Annotated in this window: 24 protein-coding genes and 1 tRNA gene; 10 read left to right on the top strand and 15 right to left on the bottom strand. The window is 65.4% G+C overall.

All coding sequences use genetic code 11. The annotated features are described in order from the left end of the window. The first annotated feature begins 105 nt into the window (after positions 1–105). From M2337_RS04935 to M2337_RS04925, 3 genes are all read left to right on the top strand, one after another. Positions 106–750, top strand: a complete 645-nt coding sequence (locus tag M2337_RS04935; protein WP_264571906.1) for a tyrosine-type recombinase/integrase — start codon at positions 106–108, stop codon at positions 748–750. A 913-nt stretch (positions 751–1663) separates the two neighbouring features. After that, a complete protein-coding gene (locus M2337_RS04930) occupies positions 1664–3325 on the top strand; it encodes an FAD-dependent oxidoreductase (RefSeq protein WP_264571905.1) in 1662 nt (553 codons plus the stop codon). 77 nt (positions 3326–3402) lie between these two features. After that, positions 3403–3888 (top strand): DUF3237 domain-containing protein, encoded by a 486-nt coding sequence (locus tag M2337_RS04925; protein ID WP_264571904.1) that lies wholly within the window; start codon positions 3403–3405, stop codon positions 3886–3888. Here the strand turns inward: M2337_RS04925 and M2337_RS04920 are convergent. Further along, positions 3881–4426, bottom strand: a complete 546-nt coding sequence (locus M2337_RS04920) for a MarR family winged helix-turn-helix transcriptional regulator (protein ID WP_264571903.1) — start codon at positions 4424–4426, stop codon at positions 3881–3883. The genes M2337_RS04925 and M2337_RS04920 overlap by 8 nt on opposite strands. Positions 4427–4638: 212 nt before the next feature. Here M2337_RS04920 and M2337_RS04915 point away from each other — a divergent pair, with 212 nt between their 5' ends. From M2337_RS04915 to M2337_RS04900, 4 genes are all read left to right on the top strand, one after another. Beyond that, the gene (locus M2337_RS04915; RefSeq protein WP_264571902.1) at positions 4639–6015 is read left to right on the top strand and encodes a spinster family MFS transporter; all 1377 of its coding nucleotides are present in this window, start codon (positions 4639–4641) and stop codon (positions 6013–6015) included. A gap of 125 nt (positions 6016–6140) precedes the next feature. Next, on the top strand, positions 6141–8273 hold the full coding sequence (locus M2337_RS04910) for a TonB-dependent siderophore receptor (RefSeq protein ID WP_264571901.1): 2133 nt from the start codon (positions 6141–6143) through the stop codon (positions 8271–8273). A gap of 6 nt (positions 8274–8279) precedes the next feature. Continuing rightward, positions 8280–9470 carry a PepSY-associated TM helix domain-containing protein gene (locus tag M2337_RS04905; RefSeq protein WP_264571900.1) on the top strand — a complete coding sequence of 397 codons (1191 nt, stop codon included), beginning with the start codon at positions 8280–8282 and terminating at the stop codon, positions 9468–9470. A gap of 96 nt (positions 9471–9566) precedes the next feature. Then, positions 9567–10535 carry a hypothetical protein gene (locus M2337_RS04900; protein WP_264571899.1) on the top strand — a complete coding sequence of 323 codons (969 nt, stop codon included), beginning with the start codon at positions 9567–9569 and terminating at the stop codon, positions 10533–10535. Positions 10536–10585: 50 nt separating this feature from the next. On the opposite strand, the gene M2337_RS04895 is transcribed toward M2337_RS04900, so the two are convergent. From M2337_RS04895 to M2337_RS04830, 14 genes are all read right to left on the bottom strand, one after another. Then, positions 10586–10661: transfer RNA gene (locus M2337_RS04895), tRNA-Phe, on the bottom strand. A 158-nt stretch (positions 10662–10819) separates the two neighbouring features. Further along, positions 10820–11020 carry a DNA gyrase inhibitor YacG gene (locus M2337_RS04890; protein ID WP_264571898.1) on the bottom strand — a complete coding sequence of 67 codons (201 nt, stop codon included), beginning with the start codon at positions 11018–11020 and terminating at the stop codon, positions 10820–10822. Next, on the bottom strand, positions 11010–12047 hold the full coding sequence (locus M2337_RS04885) for a ribonuclease (RefSeq protein ID WP_264572356.1): 1038 nt from the start codon (positions 12045–12047) through the stop codon (positions 11010–11012). Before M2337_RS04885 ends, M2337_RS04890 begins: the two co-directional genes overlap by 11 nt. Continuing rightward, positions 12034–12606 carry a Maf family protein gene (locus M2337_RS04880; RefSeq protein ID WP_181558543.1) on the bottom strand — a complete coding sequence of 191 codons (573 nt, stop codon included), beginning with the start codon at positions 12604–12606 and terminating at the stop codon, positions 12034–12036. The genes M2337_RS04885 and M2337_RS04880 overlap by 14 nt, the downstream gene beginning before the upstream one ends. A gap of 69 nt (positions 12607–12675) precedes the next feature. Continuing rightward, positions 12676–12927 carry a translation initiation factor IF-1 gene (infA, locus tag M2337_RS04875; RefSeq protein WP_181558542.1) on the bottom strand — a complete coding sequence of 84 codons (252 nt, stop codon included), beginning with the start codon at positions 12925–12927 and terminating at the stop codon, positions 12676–12678. Positions 12928–13006: 79 nt separating this feature from the next. Next, complete coding sequence (locus tag M2337_RS04870) at positions 13007–14278, bottom strand: adenosylmethionine--8-amino-7-oxononanoate transaminase (protein WP_264571897.1); 1272 nt, start codon at positions 14276–14278, stop codon at positions 13007–13009. After that, the gene (gene bioD / locus M2337_RS04865) at positions 14275–14922 is read right to left on the bottom strand and encodes a dethiobiotin synthase (RefSeq protein ID WP_264571896.1); all 648 of its coding nucleotides are present in this window, start codon (positions 14920–14922) and stop codon (positions 14275–14277) included. The genes M2337_RS04870 and bioD overlap by 4 nt, the downstream gene beginning before the upstream one ends. Continuing rightward, the gene (locus M2337_RS04860; protein WP_264571895.1) at positions 14919–16061 is read right to left on the bottom strand and encodes an 8-amino-7-oxononanoate synthase; all 1143 of its coding nucleotides are present in this window, start codon (positions 16059–16061) and stop codon (positions 14919–14921) included. The genes bioD and M2337_RS04860 overlap by 4 nt, the downstream gene beginning before the upstream one ends. Before the next feature lie 140 nt (positions 16062–16201). Next, on the bottom strand, positions 16202–18313 hold the full coding sequence (locus tag M2337_RS04855) for a sodium-translocating pyrophosphatase (protein ID WP_264571894.1): 2112 nt from the start codon (positions 18311–18313) through the stop codon (positions 16202–16204). A gap of 476 nt (positions 18314–18789) precedes the next feature. Continuing rightward, entirely contained in the window at positions 18790–19710 is a 921-nt protein-coding gene (gene thiL / locus M2337_RS04850; RefSeq protein WP_264571893.1) for a thiamine-phosphate kinase, read from the bottom strand. 1 nt (position 19711) lies between these two features. After that, entirely contained in the window at positions 19712–20161 is a 450-nt protein-coding gene (nusB, locus tag M2337_RS04845) for a transcription antitermination factor NusB (RefSeq protein ID WP_264571892.1), read from the bottom strand. A gap of 81 nt (positions 20162–20242) precedes the next feature. Next, on the bottom strand, positions 20243–21532 hold the full coding sequence (hisD, locus tag M2337_RS04840; protein ID WP_264571891.1) for a histidinol dehydrogenase: 1290 nt from the start codon (positions 21530–21532) through the stop codon (positions 20243–20245). Beyond that, positions 21522–22184: an ATP phosphoribosyltransferase gene (gene hisG / locus M2337_RS04835; RefSeq protein WP_181558534.1), complete on the bottom strand. Its 663-nt coding sequence runs from the start codon at positions 22182–22184 to the stop codon at positions 21522–21524. The genes hisD and hisG overlap by 11 nt, the downstream gene beginning before the upstream one ends. 304 nt (positions 22185–22488) lie before the next feature. Further along, a complete protein-coding gene (locus tag M2337_RS04830; RefSeq protein ID WP_181558533.1) occupies positions 22489–23778 on the bottom strand; it encodes an adenylosuccinate synthase in 1290 nt (429 codons plus the stop codon). Between the two features lie 257 nt (positions 23779–24035). Between M2337_RS04830 and M2337_RS04825 the strand changes: the two genes are divergently transcribed. The 3 genes from M2337_RS04825 to M2337_RS04815 all read left to right on the top strand — a co-directional run bounded on the left by M2337_RS04825 (position 24036) and on the right by M2337_RS04815 (position 26846). Continuing rightward, positions 24036–24977 (top strand): alpha/beta hydrolase, encoded by a 942-nt coding sequence (locus M2337_RS04825; protein WP_413716227.1) that lies wholly within the window; start codon positions 24036–24038, stop codon positions 24975–24977. A gap of 89 nt (positions 24978–25066) precedes the next feature. Continuing rightward, positions 25067–25432 carry a hypothetical protein gene (locus M2337_RS04820; protein WP_264571890.1) on the top strand — a complete coding sequence of 122 codons (366 nt, stop codon included), beginning with the start codon at positions 25067–25069 and terminating at the stop codon, positions 25430–25432. 112 nt (positions 25433–25544) lie between these two features. Next, positions 25545–26846, top strand: coding sequence for an MFS transporter (locus M2337_RS04815; RefSeq protein WP_264571889.1), 1302 nt, complete (start codon positions 25545–25547; stop codon positions 26844–26846). Positions 26847–26850: the final 4 nt, after the last annotated feature.

Here is a 26850-nt window from a genome sequence, read left to right as displayed (position 1 = left end):
CAGAATACTGAATACTGTTTCAAACGACTGTTTTTGCATCCTTTTGCAGTGCGGAAACGCCTGGATGGCAGTCCCGTCGGCGGCTCTCCAAGAGGGAGATGCGGGATGCTGAACATGGTTTACGGCAATGAAGGGCAGCGCAAATATCTGACCCAGGAAGAGCGGGCCGCCGTGCTCGCCTATGCGGCACGGGAAGCGCCCGAGACCTATACCTTCTGCATGGTGCTCGCCGTGACAGGATGCCGGATTTCGGAGGCCCTAGCGCTTACGCTCAGGAGCATCGATCTGCGCTCGCAATGCATCATCATCGAAAGCCTCAAGAAACGGAAAAGGGGGATTTATCGCGCCGTTCCGGCCCCGCTGGAGCTGGTGAAGCTGATCCACAAGGTCCATGGCCAAGGCAATGGGGCGGACGACAGCCTGCTATGGACATGGTCGAGAATGACAGCATGGCGAAAGGTCAACGCAATCATGAAGGCGGTCGGCATCAAGGGGATGCAGGCGACGGCCAAGGGTTTTCGACACGGATTTGGCGTATCGGCCATCCACTCGGGCGTGCCATTGAACATGGTGCAGAAGTGGATGGGTCACACCGACATCAGCACCACCGCCATCTACACAGGCGCCGTTGGGCGGGAGGAACTGGAGATTGCGAGCCGCATGTGGGGAAGCAGACCACGCCAGCGGAGTCGGCGCCAGATCGGCCTGAAGGGGGTGACGACCGCGCTCGGAAGCGCATTGCAGTCGTGAATGGGCAGAAGGTTAAGGGCGTTTGCGCTCTTGACCTTCCCCTTGCCGGTCAAGGCAGGGGCGAAAAATATTCTATATTTTTCAAAGTGTAAGATGGCGTTGGCCGGCTATTGGTTCGGGCTAAATCGACGTCAAAAGCAGATCGATAATTAAATAATTTAATGGATTTCGTTGAAGCTGTTGCCAGAAGATACAGTATTCAGTATTTTGTAACGTGTAATTTTATTCATTTTCAATGCCTTACCCGTTTTATGTTGTCATCATCCGACTTTAGACCGGCATGGTGCGCCCCAGCAATGCTGCGCTGCAAAAAACCCTTAACGAACGACGGATTTGGAGCCTGACATGGCTCAAATGAACCCTGCCTGTCCCGCATGTCGAGCGCGGTATTTCAGAAGCAGGTCGGATGCTCGAGACTCCTAACAAATCAGGAAATTCCAGTAAAATTAAATAGAATTAATTATAGGTTAAATATTGAATAATAACCATTATTGTTGACTATTTTAAACGTTTCCTTCTTCAATCATCAATCTCCTTCCTTTCCAAGATTCCCCTACGTCCGTGGCTATTTTTTCGGATGCCCTGCTTATGGGGCCGGGAAATTCACGCCAAGCTCTTCACGATCGTCATCCCCCGGACAAAGCCGCGTCCGCCTGCGCAACTGGAACCGAGTCCCCTTGCCGCTGTCACGAAGATGACGAGGCCGGAGAGGCGAATCCCTTGAACCGCTGTCGCCGGACTGATTTTTCCTCAAGCTCGATGGCCCCTGAATGGCCCGACAGGCGCCGGGTTCCCGTCTCTAATTGCCCTTTGGGGCCAACCCCGCTTCAACGCTCTGCAGAGACGGACAAAAAGAAATTGATCCCGCTTCCGCATCTGCTATCGGTTTCGTTGATTACTCAACGAGGGGCGGATGACTGACACCGAAGTTCTGATTATCGGCGCTGGGCCCGTGGGGCTGCTGCTCGCGCTGGACCTGGCGTCGCGGGGGATCCAGGCCGTCGTGGCAGAGATGCGCCCAGCCGGTCAGCCACCCAGCGTGAAATGCAACCATGTGTCCTCGCGCACGATGGAAACGCTGCGCCGCCTCGGCCTGTCGCGGGAGGTGCGCGCGGTCGGCCTGCCGCACGATTACCCCAATGACATCGTGTTCCGCACGCGGATGACCGGCACCGAACTCGCGCGCATCCCCATCCCGTCGCGGCGCAACCGCTATCAGGACAGGAGCGGCCCGGATGGCTGGTGGCCCACCCCCGAACCGCCGCATCGGGTCAATCAGATCTTCTTCGAACCGATCTTCTTTGCCCATGCCGCGCAGCACCCGAACATCACGCTTCTCAACGAGACGCGGTTCGACAGCGTGCAAGACGAGGGTGAGAGCGTGTACGTGCTGCTGACCGACCTGCCCACCGGTACGCCCCGAGAAATCCGCTGCCGCTACATGGTCGGCTGCGACGGGGGCAGTTCCGCGGTGCGCAAGCAGATCGGCGGAAAGCTTGAGGGCGATGCCGTTGTCCAGCGCGTGCAATCCACCCTGATCGACGCGCCCGATCTTCTCGATGCGCTCGGCAGTGGTCCGGCGTGGATGAACTATAATTACAATCCCGATCGCGCCGGCACCGTGCTCGCCATCGATGGGGAGCGGCGGTGGCTCGTCCACAATTATCTGCGGCCCGATGAGGAGACGTTCGAGGAGGTCGACCGGGATCGGTGCATTCGGCACATCCTGGGCGTCGGGCCGGACTTCCCTTTCACGCAACTCTCCAACGAGGACTGGATCGGCCGGCGGCTGGTCGCCAACCGTTTCCGCCAAGGTCGCATCTTCATCGCCGGCGATGCCGCGCATCTGTGGGTGCCTTATGCCGGCTATGGCATGAACGCCGGCATTGCCGATGCCATGGACCTCTCCTGGATGCTCGCCGCCACCCTGCAAGGCTGGGCGCCCGAGGGAATCCTCGACGCCTATGTCGCAGAACGCAAACCCATCACCGAACAGGTTTCCCGCTTTGCGATGGGTCACGCCAGCGGCGCCATCAAGGAGCGTAATACCTTGCCGCCGGAGATCGAGGACGGCACGCCCGAAGGCGAGGCGGCGCGGCAGGCCGTGGGCGCCGCCGCCTATGCGCTCAATGTCCAGCAATATGCCTGCGCTGGGTTGAACTACGGCTATTTCTACGATGCTTCGCCGATCATCGCTTATGATGGCGAAGCCGCGCCCGCCTACACCATGCACGATTATACGCCATCAACCGCACCGGGGTGCCGCGTGCCGCATTTCTTCCTCGCGGACGGGCGCTCGCTCTACGACCTCTGCGGGCCGGGCTACACGCTGATCTGCGTTGAGGACGAGGGTGAGGCCGCGCCGGACGACGAGCCGCTGGTTGCAGCGGCGCGGGCTTGCGGGATGCCGCTCACGGTCCTCACCGTGGATCGCGCGCTCGATAACGTGCCGGAGGTTTACCGGCACCGCCTGCTGCTGGCCCGGCCGGACGGCCACGTCGCTTGGCGCGGCGATGCCATCGACGATGCAGCCTCGCTCGTGGATTTGCTGCGCGGCGCACGAATGACAGCGTGAAGCGCGACCTTAAGGGGTCGCACTGTCGCCCGCCTGCTCTATAAGTTGAACTATCAACACAAGCCGCAAGGACATCCATGACTGACGATCCCCTCGCCCTTCGCTACAATCATGTCTTCGACATCCGCATCAATTTCGACAAGCGCTGGGCAACTGGCGCCATCCATGCGGGCGGCCCCAATCACGGCTACACGTCCGTAGGCGAAGGCAGCACCGTCGAGGGGCCGCGCCTCAATGGCAAGCTGGTCGATTATAGCGGCGCAGACTGGCCGGTGGTCCGCACCGACAAGGTGGTGGAGCTCAATGCCCATTATATGATCGAGGCGGATGACGGCGCGCTGATCTATATTCGCAACCTTGGCTATGTGCACGGTCCGCTGGACTTGCCGGACGGCACCAAGACATCGTCCTATTTCCGCTGCACGCCCTATTTCCGCGCGCCGGACGGGCCGCATGGCTGGCTCAACCGCACCGTGATCGTCGGCGTCGGGCAGCGTCGCCCGAAACTGACGCCCGACGACGCGCCGGACCATTCGCTGTTCCGCTATTACGCGATCATTTAACCGCGTCGGTCGCCACCGGTTGCGAAAGCACGACCAGCTGCTCGCCGATCTTGGCGAGCAGCTGGTTGAGCGTCTCGCACTCCTTGTCGGAGAGTTTCGCGGTCAGCAGTTCGTGGAAGGCTTTCCGCTCGGCCAGCGCCGCGCGGTATCGCTCCAGCCCCACGGCAGTCATCTTGAGAATGGGCGCCCGCCGGTCATGGGGGTTCTCCAAGCGCAGCGTATAGCCCTTCTCTTCAAGGGTGCTGACGGCGCGGCTGACTTCAGCCCGGTCGACCCAGGCCATCTCGGCCACCTGCCGCACCGTTCCCCCCTGGTGCATCGTGGCGAGCCGCGCCATCACCCGCCATTCCGCGTAGGTGATGTCCTCAATCTCCGCGAGATTGCGAATGGTCAGCCGATCCATGATCTTGGCGATTAGCGTCATCCGGAACGTCGGATAGTTCAGCTCATCAAGGTTCCAGCCGGGGAGTTGGACCTCGTCCGCCGGGCCTGCTTTACGACCGCTCACCTTCGACTGCACTTTCTCATCGTTCATCATTTAAATCGCTGCCCCCTTGCCCGGCCCGGCCCCCAGGGGTCAAGCTGCGGCCTCCGCGCCCCAAGCCACGTCGCGAAACTCTTCCACTGCAACAGTTGCGCGCCAAAAGCAATTCATTGAGTCATCAACAGTCTTGCGTCATCGACTGGCCGGTCTATACCGTCTGCGCGCAGGCAAGCGCCCTTCGTCCCACCTCCTATTGCGCAGGCCCCATGACCAACGACGCCTCGACCACCCCATCGCAGCGACATTATGGCCCCGGCTATCGCGCCATGCTGCTGGCGCTGATCATGCTGGTCGCCGCCTTCGCCTATATCGACCGGGTGATCGTGCAGACGCTGGGCCAGCCGATCAAGGAGGATCTTGGCCTCACCGATTTCCAGCTCGGGCTGCTAGGCGGGCTCGGTTTTGCCATCCTCTATTCCACGCTGGGCTTGCCGATCGCGCGGCTGGCGGAACGACGCGACCGGATCACGATCATTTCCGTCTCGGTGGGGCTGTTCTCGCTGATGAGCGCGCTGTGCGGGCTATCCGCAAATTTCTGGCAGCTCTTCCTGTGCCGGATCGGCGTCGGCATCGGCGAGGCAGGCGTGCAGGCGCCCAGCACGTCGCTCATCGGCGATCATTTCCCGCCGCATCAGCGCGGCTTTGCGATCACCATGATGCGGCTCGGCTCCCCGCTCGGCTCGTTCATCGGTGCGCTGGCGGCGGTGTGGATCGCCAAGGACCATGGCTGGCGGACCGCGATGATCGCGGTATGCGGCCCCGGCCTCGTCGTCGCCCTTCTCTTCCGCCTGTTGCTGCGCGATCCGCCCAGAGGTTTGAGCGATGGCCTGAGCAACGGCGCCCGGCCGACCAGCAAAGCCGCGACGCCGCCCCCGCCGATGGGAGAGGTGATGAGCATGATGGCGCGCAAGGCGGTGTTCCGCAATCTGCTCATCGGCCTCGCCCTCTCCAGCATGGCGCTCTACGCCGGCGGCGCTTTCACGGCGCCGTTCTTCATGCGCGTCCATGATCTCTCGATCACGCAGGCCGGCGTCTATGTGGCGATCATCTCGTCCACGGCGGCCACGGCCGGCATGGTGCTGGGCGGCGTCGGGATCGACTTCATCGCCCGGCGCGGACAGCATTGGTATGCGCTGCTGCCCTTTTGCGGCATCGCTACCAGCGTGCCGCTCTATCTGATCGGCTATTCGCTGGGCAGCCCGCTGCCGGCGCTCGTCTGCCTGACCGTGGCCGGCGTCTTCCTGTTCTTCTATTCGGTGCCGACCTTAGTTGCCCTGCAGAACCTCGTCGCGCCGAATGCGCGAACGACGGCGGCCTTCATCTACTTCTTCATCGCCACGCTGGTCGGCGTTGGCCTCGGCCCGCCGATCATCGGCCTGGCGAGCGACATCTTCGCCGGTTTCGCAATGCCCGGCTTCAAGACCGTCTGCACGGACCCCCGCTTGACCGGCGCCTGCGCGACAGCCTCGGCCTGGGGTGTGCGCCACGCCCTGCTGGCCAGCATCGCGCTCTATGCGCTGGCTGCCTTCCATTATTGGCGCGCGGCCTGCGCGCTCAAGCGGGACGCCAGCCTATCGGCCTGATCGGACGTAGCCCTAAACCCTGAACCGAGCGCAACCCTCCTTTTCTTGCGGCAAGGGATTGCATCGCCCGAACAATCGACATAGTTGCGACTTACTCGCATTATCGATTCATTCAGGGGGCTGTCTTGTCTTTTCTCCGATCCGTTCTGCTGGCGTCCGTCGCGCTGTCCGCTGCCCCCGCTATGGCCCAGATGGAAGGCGCCCCGGCGGAGGCTGGCGCGGATAGCGACGACACGATCATCGTGACGGGCCGCGTTCAGCGCCTGTACCGCGCGGATGAGACGACGGTCGGCAAGGCCGCCGAAGACCCCATGAACATCCCGCAGGCCGTTCAGGTCATCAAGTCCGAGCTGTTTGCCGATCAGGGCGCGCGCGATGCGACCGACATCTATCGCAACATCTCCGGCGTGAGCGCCTTCAGCTATGCCGGCGTCACCTTCCGGGGCTTCCGTCAGGACCAGTCCTTCTACGATGGTCAGCGCGGCAACCCGTTCATCGGCTTTTCCGTGCCGCAACTGTTCAACATCGAGCGGGTGGAAGTGCTCAAGGGGCCATCCGGCCTGTTCTTCGGCCCGGGCTCCCCGGGCGGCATCATCAACTATGTCTCCAAGACACCGTCCGACAAGCGCGGGCTGCGTATGGTCGTGACCGGCGGCAATTACGACCGCGTCGGTATCTCCGCCGAGGCGACAGGGCCGATCGATGCCGAGGGCATCGTCACCTATCGCGTGGGTGGCTTCTATGAGTCCATGGACCCTTACCGGCTCAACACTCAGAACAAGTCGCGCATCGCCGACGCTGGCATCGCCATCAAGACCAATGAAGGCGGCAAGCTAACGCTGCAGGCGACCATCTATGACAATGAGCTGCGCGCCAATCGCCTGCGCGGCGTGCTCGTGGATGATGCCGGCAATTTCCTCACCGACATTCGCTGGAACGCCAATGAGCCGACCGACTTCCTGCACCTGACGAGCGAAGCCTATCAGGCGCGCTATCAAACCGCGATCGGCGAGCGCGTGACCTTCGATGCCGCCGTGCGTTACTTAACCGCGCGCGAGGTCCAGCAATATCATGAGCCGCGTGGGCTGGATCCCAACAATTCCGATCTTGTCCGCCGCGAGTTTCGCGACCAGATCCGTCCGGTCGATGGCCTGTCCTTCATGACGAACGCGACCGCGCGTGTCGATCTGTTCGGCATGGAACATAAGTTCCAGGCGGGTGCGGACTGGTATGACGAGACGAACCTTCTCGACTCCCGCATCCTGCGGGCCGGGGTCAGCTCGCTCAGCCTCTCCAACCCGATCTACGGTGCAGGCAAGGGGGATGCCGCCCGCGCCGCCCTGCTGCCCTTCACCACCACCGACACACGCTCGAAGCGGCGCGGCGTCTATCTGCAGGACCAGATCAGCCTCACCGATGCGCTGCTGCTGGTCGGCGGGATGCGCTACGACTGGTTCCAGGACAAGGTGACGACCAGCACTGGCGGCACCGTCAGCAGTCGATCATCCTACACTGATAATGATATCAGCTTCCGCACCGGTCTGATCTTCAAACCCCGACCGGACGTTTCGACCTACGTAAGCTGGTCGCAGAGCTTCGAGCCGCAGAGCGCCGCCAGTCAGGACGCCAATGCGGGCGGCCCCTTCGCGCCGGTGACTGGCAATCAAATCGAAGGCGGTATCAAGACCGAGCTGCTCGACGGGCGCATTCAGGCGAATGCCGCTGTGTACCGGATCGTGCGGCGGAACATCCTGCAGGTCGATACCAGCCGTGCGCCGGTCAACGGTGTCGATCAGTTGGCGCCCATCGGCGAAGTGACCAGCAAGGGGTTCGAGATCGACCTCGCCACGGACATCACGCCCAACTGGGTGTTGCTCGTCAACTATGGCTATAACGACGCCCGCATCACCGACACGGCCCCCGGCCAAGCCATTACCAATGCCGTCGGTGACCGGTTCGCCAATGCCCCGCGCCACAAGGTCGGCTTCTGGACGCGCTATCAGCTGCCCGTCATCGACACCGCTTTCGCCTTCGGCGGCGAGCATGTCTCGCGCCGCATCAGCCTATCCGGGCAGACGGTGAAGCCCTACACGATCTTCGACGCCTCGATCACCAAGGGGCTGGGCTTTGCCGAGGTGCTGCTGCGGGTGGATAACATCTTCGACACGGTCTACGCCGCCTCGGGCTTCAGCGCGCAGAGCGGGCACTTCCCCGGCGAGCCGCGCACCTTCCTCGCCGAGCTGCGGTTCAAGTTCTAAGCGTTCATGACAAGCGCCCGGAAGCCCAAACCCCGTTCGATCTGGTGGCGCGTCCATAGCTGGGCGGGGCTGAAGCTCTCGATTTTCCTGACCTTCATTCTCGCGACGGGCACGCTTGCCGTATTCGCGCATGAGATCGACTGGCTGGTGACCCCGGCCATGCGCGTCGCCCAGCAAGACCGGCCCGTGGCAAGCTGGGGTGCCATAGCGCAAGCAGCGGCCCGCGCGGAGCCGGAGGGGCGGCTGCAGATGGTCCACGCCCCGCTCGATCCCTGGTTCGCCGCGGAGGCGTGGGTGGACATGGGCAAGGGTTCGCCTCGCCGCGTCTATGTCGACCCCTGGGAAGCGCAGGTGACCGGCACCCATGGCTGGGCCAATGTCCACCGCTTCCTGCGGCAAGTGCATCGCCACCTCATGCTGCCCACCAAGATCGGCATCCCCATCGTCAGCGCGCTCTCGCTGCTGCTGCTCGCGTCGCTCGTCACGGGTATCGTGACGTACAAGAAATGGTGGCGCGGCTTCTTCCGCGCGCCAAGACGTGGGGACTCACGGCGCTTTCATGGCGACCTGCACCGCCTTGTCGGCCTGTGGAGCCTGTGGTTCGTCGCGCTCATCACGCTGACCGGGCTCTGGTATCTGGTCGAAACGCTCGGCGGTCGGGCGCCGGTGCCGGAACTTCCCGAGATCGCCGCCACCCCTGCGCCGCCGCCGACCGGCGCCGCGCTGGATCGGCTGGTCGCGGTCGCCCATGCGGCAAAGCCGACTCTCTCGATCAGGGAAATCCGCTTCACCCCGGACAATGGCGTCATCTTGCTCGGGCAGGATCAGGCCTGGCTGGTGCGGGACCGCGCCAATGGCGTCGCCGTCGATCCCTCCACCGGCCGCGTGACCGCCCTGCTGGATGGGCGCGACCTCAACGTCCATCAGCGCATCTCGGAAATGGCTGACCCGCTCCACTTCGGCGACCTCGGCGGCCTGCCGACCAAGATCGTCTGGTTCCTGTTCGGCGTGTTGATGACCGGCCTCTCGGTCACCGGGACAATCATCTACGCCCGCCGGCTGCAGAAGGCCGACGGCATGGAGGGCGGCGCCCTGCGCGCGGCCTGGGCAGGCATGGGCGTCTGGGCCTATATCGCCACCGCGCTCATCCTGCTGGCGCTGGTGCTGACGCCGGGCGCAATCGGCGGCGCAAGCTGAAAACGACCTGCATTGCCTAACAATTTTATGTAGCCAATGCCCGCCCCGCGCGGCACTGTGCGCCCTATGAAGATCGTGAGAACAAGGGCGTTGCGAGTGAAGGCTGTTCGGAAAATCATCCTCTCCGGCATGATGGCTTTGGCGGGCGTCGCTGGCCTCAGCGCCTGCGCGACCAGTGGCCTGCCAAAGGCAGTGTCGAACGAGACACCGCTCGGCTCCGGCCCATTTCCGGTGACCCCGTCCACCGATGCGCGCCTGCCCGACCACACGATCTACGATCCCCTGCGGGGGCGCACGCCGCCAAAGCAGAAGCTCCCTATCGTCGTGTGGGGCGTTGGCGGTTGCCTGGACAAGGGCACGTGGTTCCGTTGGTTCCTTAGCGAGATCGCCTCCCACGGCTATCTCGTGGTCTCCAACGGCAAGATCGGCGCGCTGGAGGATCAAAGCTGGCGGCCCGAGCCTGCCCCCAACCAGGGGCCGCCCGATCCGGCGACGGCACCGCCCGCCCCGACATCGGCCCGGCAGCTGATTGCCGCCATCGACTGGGCCATCGCCGAGAACAGCCGCGCCGGCAGCCCCTATCAGGGCCGCATCGACACGGCGAACATCGCAGTGATGGGCATGTCCTGCGGCGGCGTGCAGGCGATCGAGGCGGGCGCCGACAGGCGCGTAACCACCACCGTCGTGTGGAATATGGGCCTGTTCCCTGACGAGTCCGGCCTCAATGCCACCGCCGGCGGCAAGGCGCTGGTCAAGGCCGACCTGGCGAAGCTGCACGGTGCGGTCGCCTATATTAGCGGCGATGAGATGGATGTCGCCTTCCCCAACGCCAATGACGACTTCGCCCATCTGCCGAACATTCCGGCCCTGCGCGCCTATCGCAAGCAGACCCCGCATGAGGGCACCTATTGGGAGAAGAATGGCGGCGAGTTCGGCAAGGTGGCTGTCGGCTGGCTGGACTGGCGCCTCAAGGGCGATCCACAAGCGCGCGCCATGTTCGTCGGCACCGATTGCGGCCTGTGCCGCAACCCGCGCTGGGTCGTGCGGCAGAAGAACTTGCAATAGCGCAGGCGCGCGCTTGCGACGGTCACCAGACTTTCAGATTCTGAGGAAAGTGGTGCCCGGGGACGGAGTCGAACCGCCGACACTGCGATTTTCAGTCGCATGCTCTACCAACTGAGCTACCCGGGCACGGGGATCGCCTTTGGTGCAAGACCCGGCGAAAGAGCGTGCGCTATAAGCATGGTCGCGGGGGCATGTCCAGCCCCGTTTCGCCCTTTTCCGTTCAAGAAAGTGACGGGAGAGGAAGATGCGCATTCCGCCCGCATTTGGCGGGCGTTGCGCGCCGGTCAGCCCCGCGAAGCGTCCTCATTGGCCGGCCCGGCACTGCCGCCTTCGCCATCCTCGTCATCATCGGCACGGATGGGGACGCGATAGCCCTCATCCATCCAGCCGATCAGATCGCGGTCGCGGCAGCCGCGCGAGCAGAAGGGGCGAAATTCCTGCACGCTCGGCTGGCGGCACAAGGGGCAGACATTCTTAATGGGCATGATGCGCCCCCAGCGGCAAGGCGTCGTCGATGCGCAGGTCCAGCGACCCGCCGCGCCGGCGCTCCAGCAGCTTGATCCAGTCCGGATGAGTGCGGATATCCTTGGCCACCGCAGCCGGCACCGTCAGCACGACCGGCCCGCCTCCGCCGCCAGCAGTCTCCTGCCGCTCGGCCGCGCGCAGCGCCGCCAGGCTCGCGGCGCGGACCGGATCGGCGCGCAGCAGTTCCATGAGCGAGGGCCGTTCGCGCTTGCGGATGATCTGCACGAAGCCAAAACCGTTGACCGCCGTGCGTTCGAAAGGCTGGGGAAGATATTTGTCGATCTGCGCCGCCGCGATCAGGCGCTCGTCCTTATTGTTCATCGTCGGCAGATCGATGCCGATCGACCCGGTGATGCCCATGCGCGCAATGGCCTGCGCCGCGAGCTTGGCGCCCTTGGGGCCGAGCTGGGCGGGCGGCGCGGCGCCGTCGACATCGATGAGTGTCATCGCCGGCGTCGGGAAGATGCGCAACGCAGCATCCTCGGCACCGACCTCACCACTCATCGCCTCGGCCAGCAATTCGCTCCAGCCGGCCGCTTCCATCCGGTCGGCCTCATGCGCCGGGCATGGCACGATAGGCACGCCGCTCGCCTGCAGCCGCTGGAGCAGGCTCGGCCCGGGACCGGCCTGCACGCCGGGCTGCGCGATGCGCCCCTTGGCCAGCTTCTCGCGCGCCTCGTCCAGCCCCGGCTCGGCGATGGCCTCGCGCAGGATCTCGACGCGCACCGGCGCGCCCTCTGCGACCTTGGGCGGGATCGGCTCGATCAGGACCATCTCGCCGCTATCCAGCCGCGCGATGCCGCGCTTGCGGGCAATGAGCGTGCGCACCAGCCGCCCGGAATGAATGCCGCCAGCGCGGGCGCGCTTGTCTTCCCGCTCGATCTGCGCCTCGACGATCCGCCCGCCCCTCACCAGCGCGGCGCGGGCCTCGCCAATGCCCTCTTCATAGAGCCAGTGGAGCGTCGTGGGTGTATCAGTCACAAGAATAGCCTGCTGAAAGGAGGAGCGTGCGCGTTTCGTAAAGTGGCAGGCCGATCACGCCGGACGGACTGCCGGAGAGGGCGCGAATCAGTCCCGCCGCGCGTCCCTGAATGGCGTAGCCACCCGCCTTGCCATCCCACTCGCCGCTGGCGAGATAGGCGTCGATCTCCTGCGGATGCAGGCGCTTGAAGGTGACGGTGCTGGTCGAGAGCTTGTGGCGCGCCTTGCCCTCAGCATCGATGAGCGTGACCGCACTCAGCACACGATGGCGCCGGCCAGAAAGGAGCGTCAGGCAGGCGCGGGCCGTGGCTTCATCCTCCGCCTTGGGCAGAATGCGCCGCCCGCAGGCCACCACCGTATCGCCGCTCAGCACCAGCGCGCCGGGATGACGCGCCGCCACCGCCGCGCCCTTCTGCGCGGCCATGCGCGCGGCATAGGGCGCGGGCAGTTCGGTCTTGCCCGGCGTTTCATCGATGTCGGCAGGGTCCACGCCATCGGGCGTCACGCCGATCTGGGCGAGAAGGTCCAGTCGGCGCGGCGAGGCGGATGCGAGAATGAGGCGCATGGAGTAGCCTGTCCGGCTATCGCGGGGCGGAGACGCCACCGCGTCGCCTATCAGGGCTGGCCGGGCCGATCAGGGCTGGCCGGGGCCAGGGCCGCCGCGGCCGGGCATGTAGCGATAGGTGATCCGGCCCTTGGTCAGGTCATAGGGCGTCAGCTCGACCAGCACTTCGTCACCGACGAGCACGCGGATGCGGTTCTTGCGCATTTTGCCTGCGGTGTGACCGAGGATTTCGTGATCATTTTCCAGACGGACGCGGAACATGGCGTTGGGCAGCAGCTCAACCACCTGCCCGCGCATCTCGAGGAGTTCTTCTTTGGCCATAATCTTCCAGTTTTTCGCGAATGGCGCCCCATAGCCGCAAAAGCGCGGATTGGGAAGCGATTGAGCCGTCCGGTGAATTTCAGCGCGTGTGCCAGTTCGGGCGGGTATCCACCGCGTCCGCAATGACGGAGAAAGCCTGCGCAATCTCGGCCGGCGTCGTGCAATAAGGCGGCATGAGATAAATGGTGTTGCCGAGCGGCCGAAGCAAGAGCCCCTGCGCCAGCGCATGCGCCCGCAAGCGCGGCGCGACGTCCGACAGATAGCCGCCATCGGGCACCACCATGTCGATGGCCGCAATAGCACCGATCCGCCGGGGGTTGTGAAGGCGGCCATGGCCGGCGAGCGTTGCCAGCCCTTCATCAAGGGCCAAGCCCAGCGCGGCGATGCGCCCCGGCACATCCTCGTCCCGCCAGATCGCCAGATTGGCATTGGCCGCCGCGCAGCAGACCGGGTTGGCCGTGAAACTCGATGAGTGGAAGAACATCGCCGCGCGGTCCGTGCTGCGGTGCGACTCGAAAATTGCTGCACTGGCCAGCGTCGCCGCCAAGGGGACTGCGCCGCCGGTAAGCCCCTTGGCCAGGCAGAGGATATCCGGCGCCACGCCGGCCTGTTCGCAGGCGAAGAGCGTGCCGGTGCGGCCCCAGCCGGTCATCACTTCATCCACGATGAAGAGCACATCATGCTGCGCACAAATTTCGGCAAAGGCGCGAAGTGTTTCAGGCGGATAAAGGAGCATCCCGCCGGCCCCCAGCACCAGCGGCTCGACAATGAATGCTGCGGGCTTCTCGCCCGTCCGGCACAGCCGCTCCAGTGCAGCGAGGCTGGCCTGTACCTGCCCTTGCGCGGGGAAGGGCACCGTCTCCACGTCGAACAGCAGCGGCGCATAAGCACGATTGAACACGCCGCGCTCGCCCACCGACATCGTGCCGATGGTATCGCCATGATAGCTATGCTCGAGCACCAGCAGCCGGTGCCGCGCCTCGCCGCGATTGTGCCAATGGCCGAGCGCCATTTTGAGCGCCACCTCTACCGCGGTCGACCCGCTGTCCGAGAAGAATACATGATCGAGGCCAGCCGGCGTGAGCGACACCAGCGACCGGGCCAGCGCCTCCGCCTGCGGGTGGGTATATCCAGCGAAGATCATCTGATCGAGCGTGCCCGCCTGCGCCGCGATGGCCGCCGCGATGCGCGGTTCGCAATGGCCGTGGGTGATGACCCACCAGCTTGAGATGCCGTCGAGCAGCCGATGGCCGTCATTGCAGGTCAGCCACGCCCCGGAGGCGGAGACGATCTGCGGGATCGCCTCGCCAAGGCCGTGCTGCGTGAAGGGATGCCAAACGGGGGATGTCATGGCGGCCCACCCATCGCCGTGCGCACCCCGGCCAGATCGATATGGGCGTGCATCGCCTGCCGCAGATGCGCGGCATCGAGCGGGTCCAGCATCGGCAGGCGGCCGAAGCTGCGCACGCCCGTTAGCGACGGCACGATCGCCTCATTATCAGGATGTACTTCCCCGACGAAGATCAGCCCGGCAATGGGGATGGACCGCCCCTTCAGAGCTTCGATGCTCAGCAGGCTATGGTTGATCGTGCCCAGCCCCGTTCGCGCGACGAGCAACACCGGCGCGCCCCAGCCGGCAAACAGGTCGATCATCAACATCGGCGGATCGCGGCGGACGGGCACCATCAGGCCGCCGGCGCCCTCGACGATCAGCGGACGCGCGGACGGGAGGGCGAGACGGGACGGGTCCAGCACAAGCCCCTCCCGCTCGGCGGCCAGATGCGGCGAGGCCGGAAGCGCCAGTCGATACGCTTCTTGGAGGCACTGGTCCCGCGCGACGCCGAGCGTCACGGCATCCGCACTGTCCGTGCCATCGGCCGTGCCGGCCTGGATCGGCTTCCAGTAGGAGGCGCCGAGAGCAGCAGCGAGACCGGCCGCAACCACCGTCTTGCCGATGCCGGTATCGGTGCCCGACACAATGAGGGCGCCGCTCATGCCGGCACCTGTCGGAGCGCTTGCTGCAAGGCTTCCCCCAGTTCTGCGATGATCTCCTCATCGACATTCAGCGTGAGCGACAGGCGCAGGCGCGCGGTGCCGCGCGGCACCGTGGGCGGGCGGATACCGCGCACATCGAACCCGGCCTGCTGCAGCAAGGCCGCAACCTGCATCGTCCGCGCATCGTCCCCCAGCACGATCGGCAGGACCTGGCTGGCAGGCGCGGGAAGCCCCAGCGGCGCGCATAAATGCTGCGCAGCATGATCGATCAGATCGCTCAGGCGCGCGCGCAGATCGTCGCCCTCCAGACTGCGCGCCAGCGCGGCCTGCACCGCAACCGCCATCAGCGGCGATGGCGCCGTCGAGAAGACGAAGCTGCGCCCGCGATTGACCAGCAGATCGATGATCGGCCGCGTGGCCGTCACCAGCGCCCCCTCCGCGCCCAGCCCCTTGCCGCAGGTGTGGAGCGCAATGACATTCTCCGCCGACTCAAGATGCGCGCCCAGGCCCCGCCCGCCCGGCCCGTGAACGGCGGTCGCGTGTGCCTCGTCCAGCACCAGCATCGCATCATGTCGCGCGGCGACAGCGGCAAGGTCATCGACCGGCGCCCTGTCACCGTCCATGGAATAGAGCGTTTCGGCGACGATCCACACCCGCCCCGTGCCCCCCTCGCGCCGCCAACCGGCAATGGCATCGGCAAAGGCGTCGGCATCATTATGCTGCGCCAGCACGGAGCGGGCCTTGCCGAGCTTCATCCCGTCATGGGCGCTGGCGTGAATGAGCGCATCCGCGACGACAAGATCGCCCGGACCCGGCAGGCCGGCAAGAATGGCGATGTTCGCGGCAAAGCCATTGGCCAAAAACAAAGCCGCCTCGCTGCCGAATATCTGCGCGGCCTGCACCTCCAGTGCCTCATGCTCCGGCGCATTGCCGCGCAGCAGCCGCGACCCGCCCGAGCCGACCGGAACACCCCGCGCCAGCGCATCAGCCACCGCAGCCGCAATCGCCGGGTCGCCGGCAAGGCCGAGATAGTCGTTGGACGCGAAATCATGGCCCGCGCGCGGTATGAGCCGTCGCCGGCGTGCGCGACGCTCCAGCGCGTCAAGCTGGGACTGGAAGGAGGCAAGCGCAGAAGACATGGCCGGCGCTATAGCGTCGGCGCCTCCGGCTCGCCAGCATCGCGGAGAGGGCCCATCGGCCAAGACGTGAAAAGCCCGCCCGGACAGGATCCGGACGGGCTTTCCTCCTCTCCCGTTTCCGGGATTGTGCGCCGGGATCTTTACATCGCCCCGTGCGCCAGTGCGGCGAGCAGAAGCAGCGCCACGATATTGGTGATCTTGATCATCGGGTTCACGGCCGGGCCGGCCGTATCCTTGTAGGGATCGCCGACCGTGTCGCCGGTGACGGCCGCCTTGTGGGCCTCCGAGCCCTTGCCGCCATGATGGCCATCCTCGATATATTTCTTGGCATTATCCCAGGCGCCGCCGCCACTGGTCATCGAGATAGCGACGAACAGGCCGGAAACGATGACACCGAGCAGCAGCGCGCCCAGTGAAGCAAAGCCCTGCGCCTGCCCGGCCACGGCGGTGATGATGAAGTAGACCGCAATGGGCGTCAGCACCGGCAGCAGCGAGGGAATGATCATTTCCTTGATCGCCGCCTTGGTCACGATGTCCACGGTGCGGGCATAATTGGGCCGGGACGTACCCGCCATGATGCCCGAATCGCTGCGGAACTGCTCACGCACATCCTCGACGACCGCGCCCGCTGCCCGGCCCACGGCCGTCATGCCGAATGCACCGAAGAGATAGGGCAGCAGCGCCCCCAGCAGCAGACCCACGATGACGTAGGGATTGCTCAGCGAGAAATCGACCGCGATGTCCGGAAAGTAGATTTCCAGATCCGCCGTGTACGCGCCGAACAGCACCAGCGCCGCCAGCGCCGCCGAGCCGATGGCATAGCCCTTGGTCACCGCCTTGGTGGTGTTGCCCACGGCATCGAGCGCATCGGTGCGGTGGCGCACATCATCGGGCAGGCCCGCCATTTCCGCGATGCCGCCGGCATTGTCCGTCACCGGACCATAAGCATCGAGCGCGACGACCATGCCGGCCAATGCCAGCAGCGAGGTAGCCGCGAAGGCCACGCCGATGATCCCGGCGATCTGGTAGGTTGCGATCACCGCGATGGTGATGACCAACGTCGGCAGCGCCGTCGATTCCAGGCTGATCGCCAGACCCTGGATCACATTGGTGCCATGGCCCGTGACGCTCGCCTTGGCGATGGATTTCACCGGGCGATAATTGGTGCCGGTGTAATATTCCGTGATCCACACCAGCAGGCCGGTGACGATCAGGCCGATCAACATGCACCAGAACAGCGCCATGCCGGTATAGCCACCAGTGCCATCCAGCCCCGCGCCGATCGCCACATCCATGTCGCCCAGCACGCGCCAGGTGACGTACCAGATGCCGCCGACCGAGAGCACCGCCGTCATCCAGAAGCCCTTGTAGAGCGCACCCATGATGTTTTGCGATTTGCCCAGCCGCACGAAATAGGTGCCGATGATCGAGGTGATGATGCAGATGCCGCCAACGACCAGCGGCAGCGACATCAGCGCCATGAGTTGCGCAGACGGCGCATCGACCAGCAGCGCGATGGAGACCATGGTCAAGCCGAGCGTCACCACATAGGTCTCGAACAGGTCTGCGGCCATGCCGGCGCAATCGCCAACATTGTCGCCGACATTGTCCGCGATGACCGCCGGATTGCGCGGATCGTCCTCAGGGATACCGGCCTCGACCTTGCCGACGAGATCGGCGCCCACATCGGCGGCCTTGGTGAAGATGCCGCCCCCCAGCCGCGCGAAGATGGAGATGAGCGAGGCGCCAAAAGCCAGCGCCGTCAGCGCGGCGATGATCGAGCGATCATTGGGCGCGAGGCCGCCCGGCCCGGTCAGATACCAGAACGTCCCGGCGATGGAGAGCAGGCCGAGGCCCGCCACGAGCATGCCGGTGACCGCGCCGGACCGGAAGGCCAGCGTCAGCCCGCCCTGCAGGGATTCGCTCGCGGCCTGCGCGGTGCGGACATTGGTCCGCACCGAAATGTTCATGCCGACATAGCCGGCGACGCCCGAAAGCACCGCACCGATCAGGAACGAGACCGTGGAGAGCAGACCGAGCGTGAAGAAGAGAATGATGGCGACGATGACGCCGACGATAGCGATGGTGGTATATTGTCGTCCGAGATAGGCTTTGGCGCCTTCCTGAATGGCACCCGCAATTTCCTGCATCCTGGCACTACCGGCCGGCGCACTCAGCACCTGGCGACTGGTCACCAGACCATAGATCACGGCAAGCAGGCCGCAACCAATGGCGATCAAGACCGAGGTCATATCGCGTTCTCCCCTGTGACGGTGCCCGGGCGTTGACCGCCCATGTTCGGCTTTGGAGCGGAAGGTAAAGCGCTCTCCCGTGCCGTCAAGCGGTTAAACGGAGGGGGCGATTGGGAGGCGACCCTCACTCACCTTACCCCCGTTCGCATCGAGCGAAGTCGAGATGCCGCAAGCGCCGCTTGCAGGGCGGGGTGTCTCGACTTCAGCTTACAGCTGAAGTTTATCCTGAGCGCCGGCCCTGCGGGCAGTCGAAGGGCTCGACACGAACGGGGCCAGGAATAAGGCCGTAACAGCTCACGAACAGGTCGCCGGCCTTGCATCAGCCCAACGGCCGCACTCCCCAATCCGTTCGGCCTGAGTAGTTATTGAGCCTGCCGAAATGGCGTATCGAAGGACTGCTCAGGGCGCGATGCTTCGATACGCGCCACGGCGCTACTCAGAGCCTACTCAGCGGAACGGAAGCTGGAGCGCGACCATCAGCCGTGCTCGTAGCCCAGCCGCGCCGGCAACGGCACTGCCTTGCCATCAAGGCGCAGCGTCAACCCCTCGCCATGCTTGAACCGCCCGACCTCCAGCAGTCCGCGCGGGGGCGCCAGCGTGCCGGGCAAGGCAATGAGCAGCACATAATCATCGCCGGCCGTCGCAGCGGCCAGCCGCGCCTCGATGCCGTTCCCGCGCAGCGACACATAGGCGTCCGACAGCGGCACCTGATTGATTTCCACCGCGCAATCGCTGGCCAGCGCCATGCGCTGCGCATCGATCAGCAACCCGTCGGAGACGTCCATCATCGCATGGGCCTGCGACGAGAGCGTCTGCCCGAGCGTGATGTGCGGCGTGGGCACGCGATAGGCACGGATCAGCTCCGCCGGCTCCTTCAGCCCCTCATCGAGCAGCCCCAACCCGGCGCCAGCATCGCCGATCGGGCCGGAAACAAACAAGCGGTCTCCCGGTCGTGCGCCGGTGCGCGCCGGCACCTGTTCATGCGCGGGCACCTCGCCCATGGCGGTCAGGCTGAGCACGCGCGGCGCGCCCGCGGGCAGCTTTACGGTATCGCCGCCAATGAGGTGCATCCCGAAGCTGCGCAGCGCCCGCCCCAGCCCATCGAGGAACCCCTCGTCCCAGCCGGGCTGACCGGTCAGTCCATAGTTCAGCAGGCAGGAGACCGGCACGGCGCCCTTGGAGGCGAGATCGGAGAGATTGACCGCCGCCAGCTTCCAGCCGACGGTCTCGGGTGGATCGTCGGCGCGGAAATGCACGCCTTCGACCATCGTGTCGCTGGTGATGACGAGTTGCTGCCCCATGGTGGGCATCACCGCGACATCGTCCATCAGGCCGCGCGCCGCGGGGTCGCTCGCCATGGCGCGCAGACGGCGGAGAAGGTCCGCCTCCGCGCTCATCTTAGCTGCGCACGCTCTTGGCGATGCCGTCGAGCAGGCCGTTGACGAAGCCGGCCTCGCGCTTGTCGTAGAAGGCGTGAGCGACATCGACATATTCGCTGATGACGCTCGCCGTGGGCACGTCGGCGCGGGCCAGCAGCTCATAGGTGCCGGCGCGCAGGATCTGCCGCATCGGCTTGTCGAGGCGCTCCATCGACCAGCCCTTGGCCAGCCGGTCGATGATATGCTGGTCGATCTCGTCGCGGCGCGCGTCCACGCCCTTCACCACATCATCGAAGAAAGCCTGTTCGGCGGGGTGATAGGTCACGTCCTCAATGGTCGCGCCGAGGCGGTGCTGATGGAACTCATGGAGCAGCAGCGGCAGCGGCGTGCTTTCCATCTCCTGCTGGTAGAGCGCCTGCACGGCCGCGAGCCGCGCCGCAGAGCGGGACTTTGATTTCGTTGGCTTCATTGCGTCCTTCATATCGGTTCGGGCGCGCGATGGATACGGGATTTCACCATCCCGTTCCGCGCGCCCCTGCATCGGGTCTGTCTATTTCAGCCGCACCGCCACGCTGGCCGCATGGGCCGGCAGCCCCTCCGCCTGGGCCAACGCCAGCGCTGCCGGGCCGATGGCGCCGATGGCGCGCGCATCGAGTTGCAGGAAGCTGGTGCGCTTCATGAAGTCCAGCACGGAGAGGCCGGAGGAGAAGCGCGCGCGCCGCCCGGTCGGCAGCACATGGTTCGGCCCCGCGACATAATCGCCGATCGCCTCGGGCGTCATCCGGCCCATGAACACCGATCCGGCGTGGCGCACCTTGTCGAACAGCGGCTGCGGATCGTCCACGGCCAGTTCGAGATGCTCGGGCGCCAGCCGGTCGACCAGCGGCAGCGCGGCCTCCAGGTCCGGCACCAGGATGATCGCGCCATTGTTGGTCCAGCTCACCCGTGCGCGGGCGCCGGTCTCGAGCCGATTGAGCCAGCCCTCGACCGATGCAGCCACGGCCTTGGCAAAGGCCGCATCGTCAGTGAACAGGATCGACTGGCTGGTCTCATCATGCTCGGACTGGCTGAGCAAATCAGCGGCGATCCATTCGGGATCGTTCTTGCCGTCCGCGACGACCACGATCTCGCTCGGCCCTGCTACCATGTCGATGCCGACCACGCCGTAAACCTGCCTCTTGGCTTCTGCGACCCAGGCATTGCCCGGCCCGACGATGACGTCCACCGGCTTGATCCGCGCCGTGCCATAAGCCAGCGCCGCCACCGCCTGCGCACCGCCGACGCGCCAGATTTCGCTCACGCCCGCAATATGCGCTGCCGCCAGCACGGCGGGATTGAGCTGCCCGCCCGGCGTGGGCGACATCATCACGATGCGCTCGACCCCGGCGACCTTGGCCGGAATGGCATTCATCAGCAGCGAGCTGGGATAGGCAGCCAGCCCGCCCGGCACGTAGATGCCCGCCGCTTCCACGGCGTTCCACCGCGCGCCGAGCCGCACGCCGGCCTCGTCGGTCCAGCCGGCATCTTCGGGCTTCTGCTTCGCGTGATAGGTCGCGATCCGCTCGGCGGCGAGGTTGAGCGCATCGCGCAGCGGCGCGTCGATCTGCGCATAGGCCTGCGCGCATTGTTCGGCGCTGATCGACCAGCCCTGCGCATTAAGATCGAAGCGGTCGAACCGCGCGGTCAGGTCGGCCAGCGCTGCGTCGCCCTCGCCTCGCACGCGCCGGACGATATCGCGCACAGCCTGTGCGACATCCTCATCCGCCTCGCGCCGGGCGTTGACCAGCGCCTCGAACTGCGCAGCGAACCCCGCATCACGGGCATCCAACTCAAGCGGCACGGCTGGCCTCCACGGCAGCGCGGAAGCGCTCGACCATTGGCACCAGCTCGGCAGCGCGCATCTTCATCGCCGCCCGGTTGACGATGAGCCGCGCGGAAATGTCCATGATCTTCGCGGTTTCAACGAGGCCATTGGCCTTGAGCGTCGCGCCGGACGAGACGAGATCGACGATCCGCCGCGCCAGCCCGAGCGAGGGCGCCAGTTCCATCGCGCCATTCAGCTTCACGCACTCGGCCTGCACCCCCAGCGCCTCATAATGAGCGCGGGTGAGATGCGGATATTTGGTGGCGACGCGGACATGGCTGGCAGCCCCCAGCACCTCGGGCACGGCATCGGCCGGCTCGGCGATGGACAGGCGGCAATGGCCGATATCGAGATCGACCGGCGCATAAAGCTCGGAATAGCCGAACTCGGCGATCACGTCCGACCCCACGATGCCGACCTGGGCTGCGCCATGCGCGACGAAGGTCGCCACATCGAATGCGCGCACGCGGATGATGGACAGGCCCTCGACATTGGTCGCGAACCGCAGCGCCCGGCTTTCCTTCTTATGGAACTCCGCCTCGGGCTCGATGCCCGCGTGCGCCAGCAGCGGCAGGGCCTCTTCGAGAATGCGTCCCTTGGGAATGGCGAATGTGATGGAGCGGCTCATAGCCGGCGCGCTTTAGGCCCTCACGCGCGAAACTGCAATTGCGGGCCGCATTCGCCCATCAAGGCAACGGATTGGCGCGCGAGGCATTGGTCAAGGAGACAAGAAGGAGACTGATGACATGGGTAAAGGCATCTTGCTGTGGCTGATCGGGATCCCGATTCCCATCATCATCCTGCTCTATTTGCTCTTCTGACCCGAAGACCGCGAAGGCGGACCGATGCCGGACAGGAAGCTCCGTCCGGCGTCGATCCGCCTTTTTCCTTGCGAAAGCATGCTGGCGCGCCAACGCGCGCCCCGCCTGTCCTCAATCCTCGAACGGATCGCGCACCAGGATCGTGTCCTCACGCTGTGGCGAGGTTGAGACGCTGGCGACCGGGCATTCGATCAGCTCTTCGATGCGGCGGATATATTTGATGGCCTGCGCCGGCAGGTCCGCCCAGGAGCGGGCGCCGACGGTGGTGCCTTCCCAGCCGTCCATCTCTTCATACACCGGCTCGACGGCGGCCTGATCGGCCGCGTGCGCGGGCAGATAATCGATGATTTCGCCATTCAGCCGGTAGCCGGTGCAGATCTTGATCGTCTCGAACCCGTCGAGCACGTCGATCTTGGTGAGGGCAATGCCCGTGACGCCCGAAAGCGCGCAGGTCTGGCGGACCAGCACCGCGTCGAACCAGCCGCAGCGGCGCTTGCGGGCCGTGACGGTGCCAAATTCATGGCCGCGCTGGCCGAGGCGCTCGCCGGTCTCGTCCACCAGCTCGGTGGGGAACGGCCCGGAGCCGACGCGGGTGGTGTAGGCCTTCACGATGCCGAGCACGAAGCCAGCCGCACTCGGCCCCATGCCGGAGCCCGAGGCGACCGTACCGCTCACCGTGTTGGAGCTGGTGACGAACGGGTAGGTGCCGTGGTCCACGTCGAGCAGCACGCCCTGCGCGCCCTCGAACAGAATGCGCTTGCCGCCCTTGCGCACATCGCGCAGCCGCTTCCACACCGGCTCGGCGAACTGCAGCACGAACGGCGCGATCTCGCGCAGATCGGCGATCAGCTTGGCCCGGTCGATGGGCGGCTCGCCAAAGCCGGCGCGCAACGCGTCATGGTGGGCGCACAGCCGATCGAGCTGCGGCTCCAGCGAATCAAGATGAGCGAGATCGCAGACCCGGATCGCACGGCGACCGACCTTGTCCTCATAAGCCGGACCAATGCCACGGCCCGTGGTGCCGATCTTGCCCTTGCCGGCGGCCGTCTCGCGCAGGCCGTCAAGATCGCGGTGGATCGGCAGGATGAGCGGGCAATTGTCGGCGACGGCGAAATTGTCGCGCGTCACATGCACGCCCTGACCCTGCAGCTTCTCGATCTCGGCCTTGAGCGCCCAGGGATCGAGCACCACGCCATTGCCGATGATGGAGAGCGTACCCGTGACGATGCCCGAAGGCACGAGGCTGATCTTGTAGACCTGCTCGCCGACGACGAGCGTGTGCCCGGCATTGTGACCGCCCTGGAAGCGCACGACGCAATCGGCGCGGCTGGCCAGCCAATCGACAATCTTGCCTTTGCCTTCATCGCCCCACTGGGCGCCGATCACGGTTACATTTGCCATGGATACACGTCTCCGCCTGCCGGGCGGATCGCGACCACCCTTCGACAGGACTCGGTGGTCGGACTGGATCAAAGCGGGCGCGCCATCGCACCCGGTCCGGGGCGCCCGTTAGCCGCTCGATGGACCTTCCGTCAAGGCAGGTGCGGCAAGCAGGCGTGTCAGGAGATGGGACCATTCACCCGCAACAAACATCCGTTCATCGCATTGTAAGGCAAAGTTCCCAATCAAAAGGCCTGGCGTTTTCGAAAGTCAGGCTCATGATTCGCTCTCATTTACATGGCGTCACCCTCATCGCCGCAATCGCGGCCACGGTCGGCGTCACCAGCCTGCCCGCCGATGCAAGCCTGCGCGATCGCATTCGCGAGCGCATGGCCGGGCGGATGCAGCAGGATATCGCAGCCGACAAGACGGTGGACGGGCGCGAGATGGCCTATGGGCGCGACCCGGCGCAGACCCTCGCCTTCTGGCCCTCTGTTGGGCAGACGTCCGCGCCGGTGCCACTCGTCATCTTCGTGCATGGCGGCGGATGGCAGCATGGCAACAAGACCAATGCCACGGGCCAGCGCAAGGTCGCGCATCTGACGGCGCAGGGCTATGCGCTCGCCTCCATCGACTACCGGTTGGTCCCGCAGGCAACCGTCGAGCAGCAGGCGGCGGATGTGGCCAGCGCCCTCGCCTATGTCATCGCCAACGCGGACAAGCTGAACATCGACCCCCGGCGGATCGTGCTGATGGGGCATAGCGCGGGCGCGCATCTCGTCGCTTTGGTGGGCACGGACCCCCGCTATCTGCGCGAGGCCGGTCTGGCACCAGATGCCGCCGCCGGCATCGTGGCGCTGGATGGCGCCGCATATGACGTGCCGGCCCAAATGAAGGCCGGACCGCGCATCATGGGCAAGACCTACACGGAGGCCTTCGGCAACGATCCGGCCCGGCAGCGGGCTCTCTCTCCGACGCTGCACGCCGCTGCGCCCAATGCGCCGGCCTTCCTCATCTTCCATGTCGACCGCGAGGATGGCACCGCGCAGGCCCGCGCGCTGGCCGAGGCTCTGCGAAAGGCCGGAACGACGGTGCAAGTCGACCGGTTCGAGGGCAAAGGCCTGCAGGGCCACATGGAAATCAATCGCCGGCTGGGCGACCCGGATTATCCCGCCACGCCGGTGCTCGACAAGTGGCTCAAGGCGCTCTTCGCGCGCTGAGCGCGGCATAAGCCGGCGATAAAGGTCGCAATCGCGGTCGCGCCGGCTTATCATGCCCGCCCCAGCAAGAACGCCCCGGAGATAGACCCATGCGTGTTTTCCTGATCGGCCTGGCCACGCTCTCGCTCGCTGCCTGTGGCGGCGGCGCCAGCCAACAGAATAGCGCAGGCGCAGCCAACAATGCCGCGCTGGCCAGCAATGCGATGGACAACGCCGCCAACGCAATCGACCATGTCGCGGCCATCGAAAATCTCTCCGAAACGCAGCAGCAGGCGGTCTTCCTGCGCGCCATTCGCGATGCCGATATTTCCTGCCGCGACGTCACGAAGGTCGAGCGGCTCGAGCCGGAAGGCGGCGTGCCCACCTGGCGCGCCCAGTGCGATCAGGGCGATGCTCATCTCATCATGGTCCAGCCGGACGGCAATGCGCAGGTCATGTCGCGCCCCACGCGCTGACCGCGCCCTCCCGGCAGGGTCGTCAGCCAGGCCATTGCACTTTGCCGATGAGTCTCTAGCATCCTGAGCGGCCGGACAATCAAGCCGCAGGGGACGCGTCATCAGCCTGATATTGAGCGAGAGCAAGCGGCTGCGCATCGGCAGCATGATGACCTTCTATGTGGCGCAGGGGCTTCCGCTCGGGCTTTTCCTGACCGCGGTGGCAGCCTGGCTTGCCTCCAACCAGATGCCGCCTGCCGCCATCGCCTCGCTGGTGGCGACCGCCTATCTGCCGTGGAGCTTCAAGTTCATCGGTGCGGCGCTCATGGATCGTTATGCCTATCTGCCGATGGGGCGGCGGCGCGCCTGGCTGATCGGGTCGCAGGCCGTCATTCTGATCGGCCTCACCGTCGCCGCGATTGCTGCGCCGGAGCCGCAGGATCTCGGCCTCATCACCGTGCTCGGCGTGCTGATCTTCTCCGGCGGCGCCATTCAGGACGTGGCGGTCGATGGCCTCGCGGTCGATATCCTCCCGGATGAAGAGCAGGGAACGGCCAGCGCCTTCATGTTCGGCGGGCAGGCGCTGGGCATGGCCATTGGTGGCGCGATGGGGGGCTATCTGCTCCAGCATTATAGCGCGGCGATCGCCTTTGCCGCCTTCCTTCCCTTCAATGCCGGCTTCCTGCTGCTCGCTCTTGTGCTGCGCGAGCGGCCGGGCGAGAAGCTGCTGCCTTGGACAAAAGGCCGGGCCTCGGCCGAAGCGCTGAGCGCCCACGGCCTGCCTTGGCTGCGCATCCTCGCCATCACCTTCCGCTCGATGATCAAGCGCGACAGTCTGGTGCTGCTCGCCGCCAGCGTGCTCGGCCGCGCGGTGGGCGGGGCGTTCACCGCCTTCTGGCCGGTCTTCGCGACGACACAGGCGAATTTCAGCACCAGCAGCTATTCGGGGATGGTCGCCACGGTCGGCCTGCTGGTGTCCATCTCCTGCATGGGCGTCGGCTCCCTCCTCGTCGGGAAGATCGGCCCGCGCCGCGCCACGGTCATCACCTATGCCGGCTATGCGGTCATGTCGCTGGTCTTCCTGGTCTCGCCGGAGGTCGCGATGATCGGCACCGTCTTCGTGCTGCTCTCCATCGGGCGCGAGGCGACGGACATTCTGACGTCGATCAGCTCCAACCCGCTGCGGATGCGCCTGTCCGACAAGCGGGTCGGCGCCACCCAGTTCACGATCTATAATTCGCTGTCCAACCTGCCGGTCGCGCTGGGCGCCAGCCTTTATGCGTGGATCTATGGCGCGAGCGGCCTTGCCTGGCTGATGGTCATCCTGATCGCGATGACGGTGCTGAGCTGCATCATCTTCGCCATGCTGCGAATCGGTGAAGTGGCCGACACGCCCGCCTCCAATGAGGACGACCTCATCCCGGTGATTAACTAGCCGG

Source organism: Sphingobium sp. B2D3A, from assembly GCF_025961795.1.
In the GTDB taxonomy this organism is placed as follows: Bacteria; Pseudomonadota; Alphaproteobacteria; order Sphingomonadales; family Sphingomonadaceae; genus Sphingobium.
The sequence above is the reverse complement of the archived record's forward strand: the minus strand, read 5'-3'. Positions and strand labels throughout refer to the sequence as shown.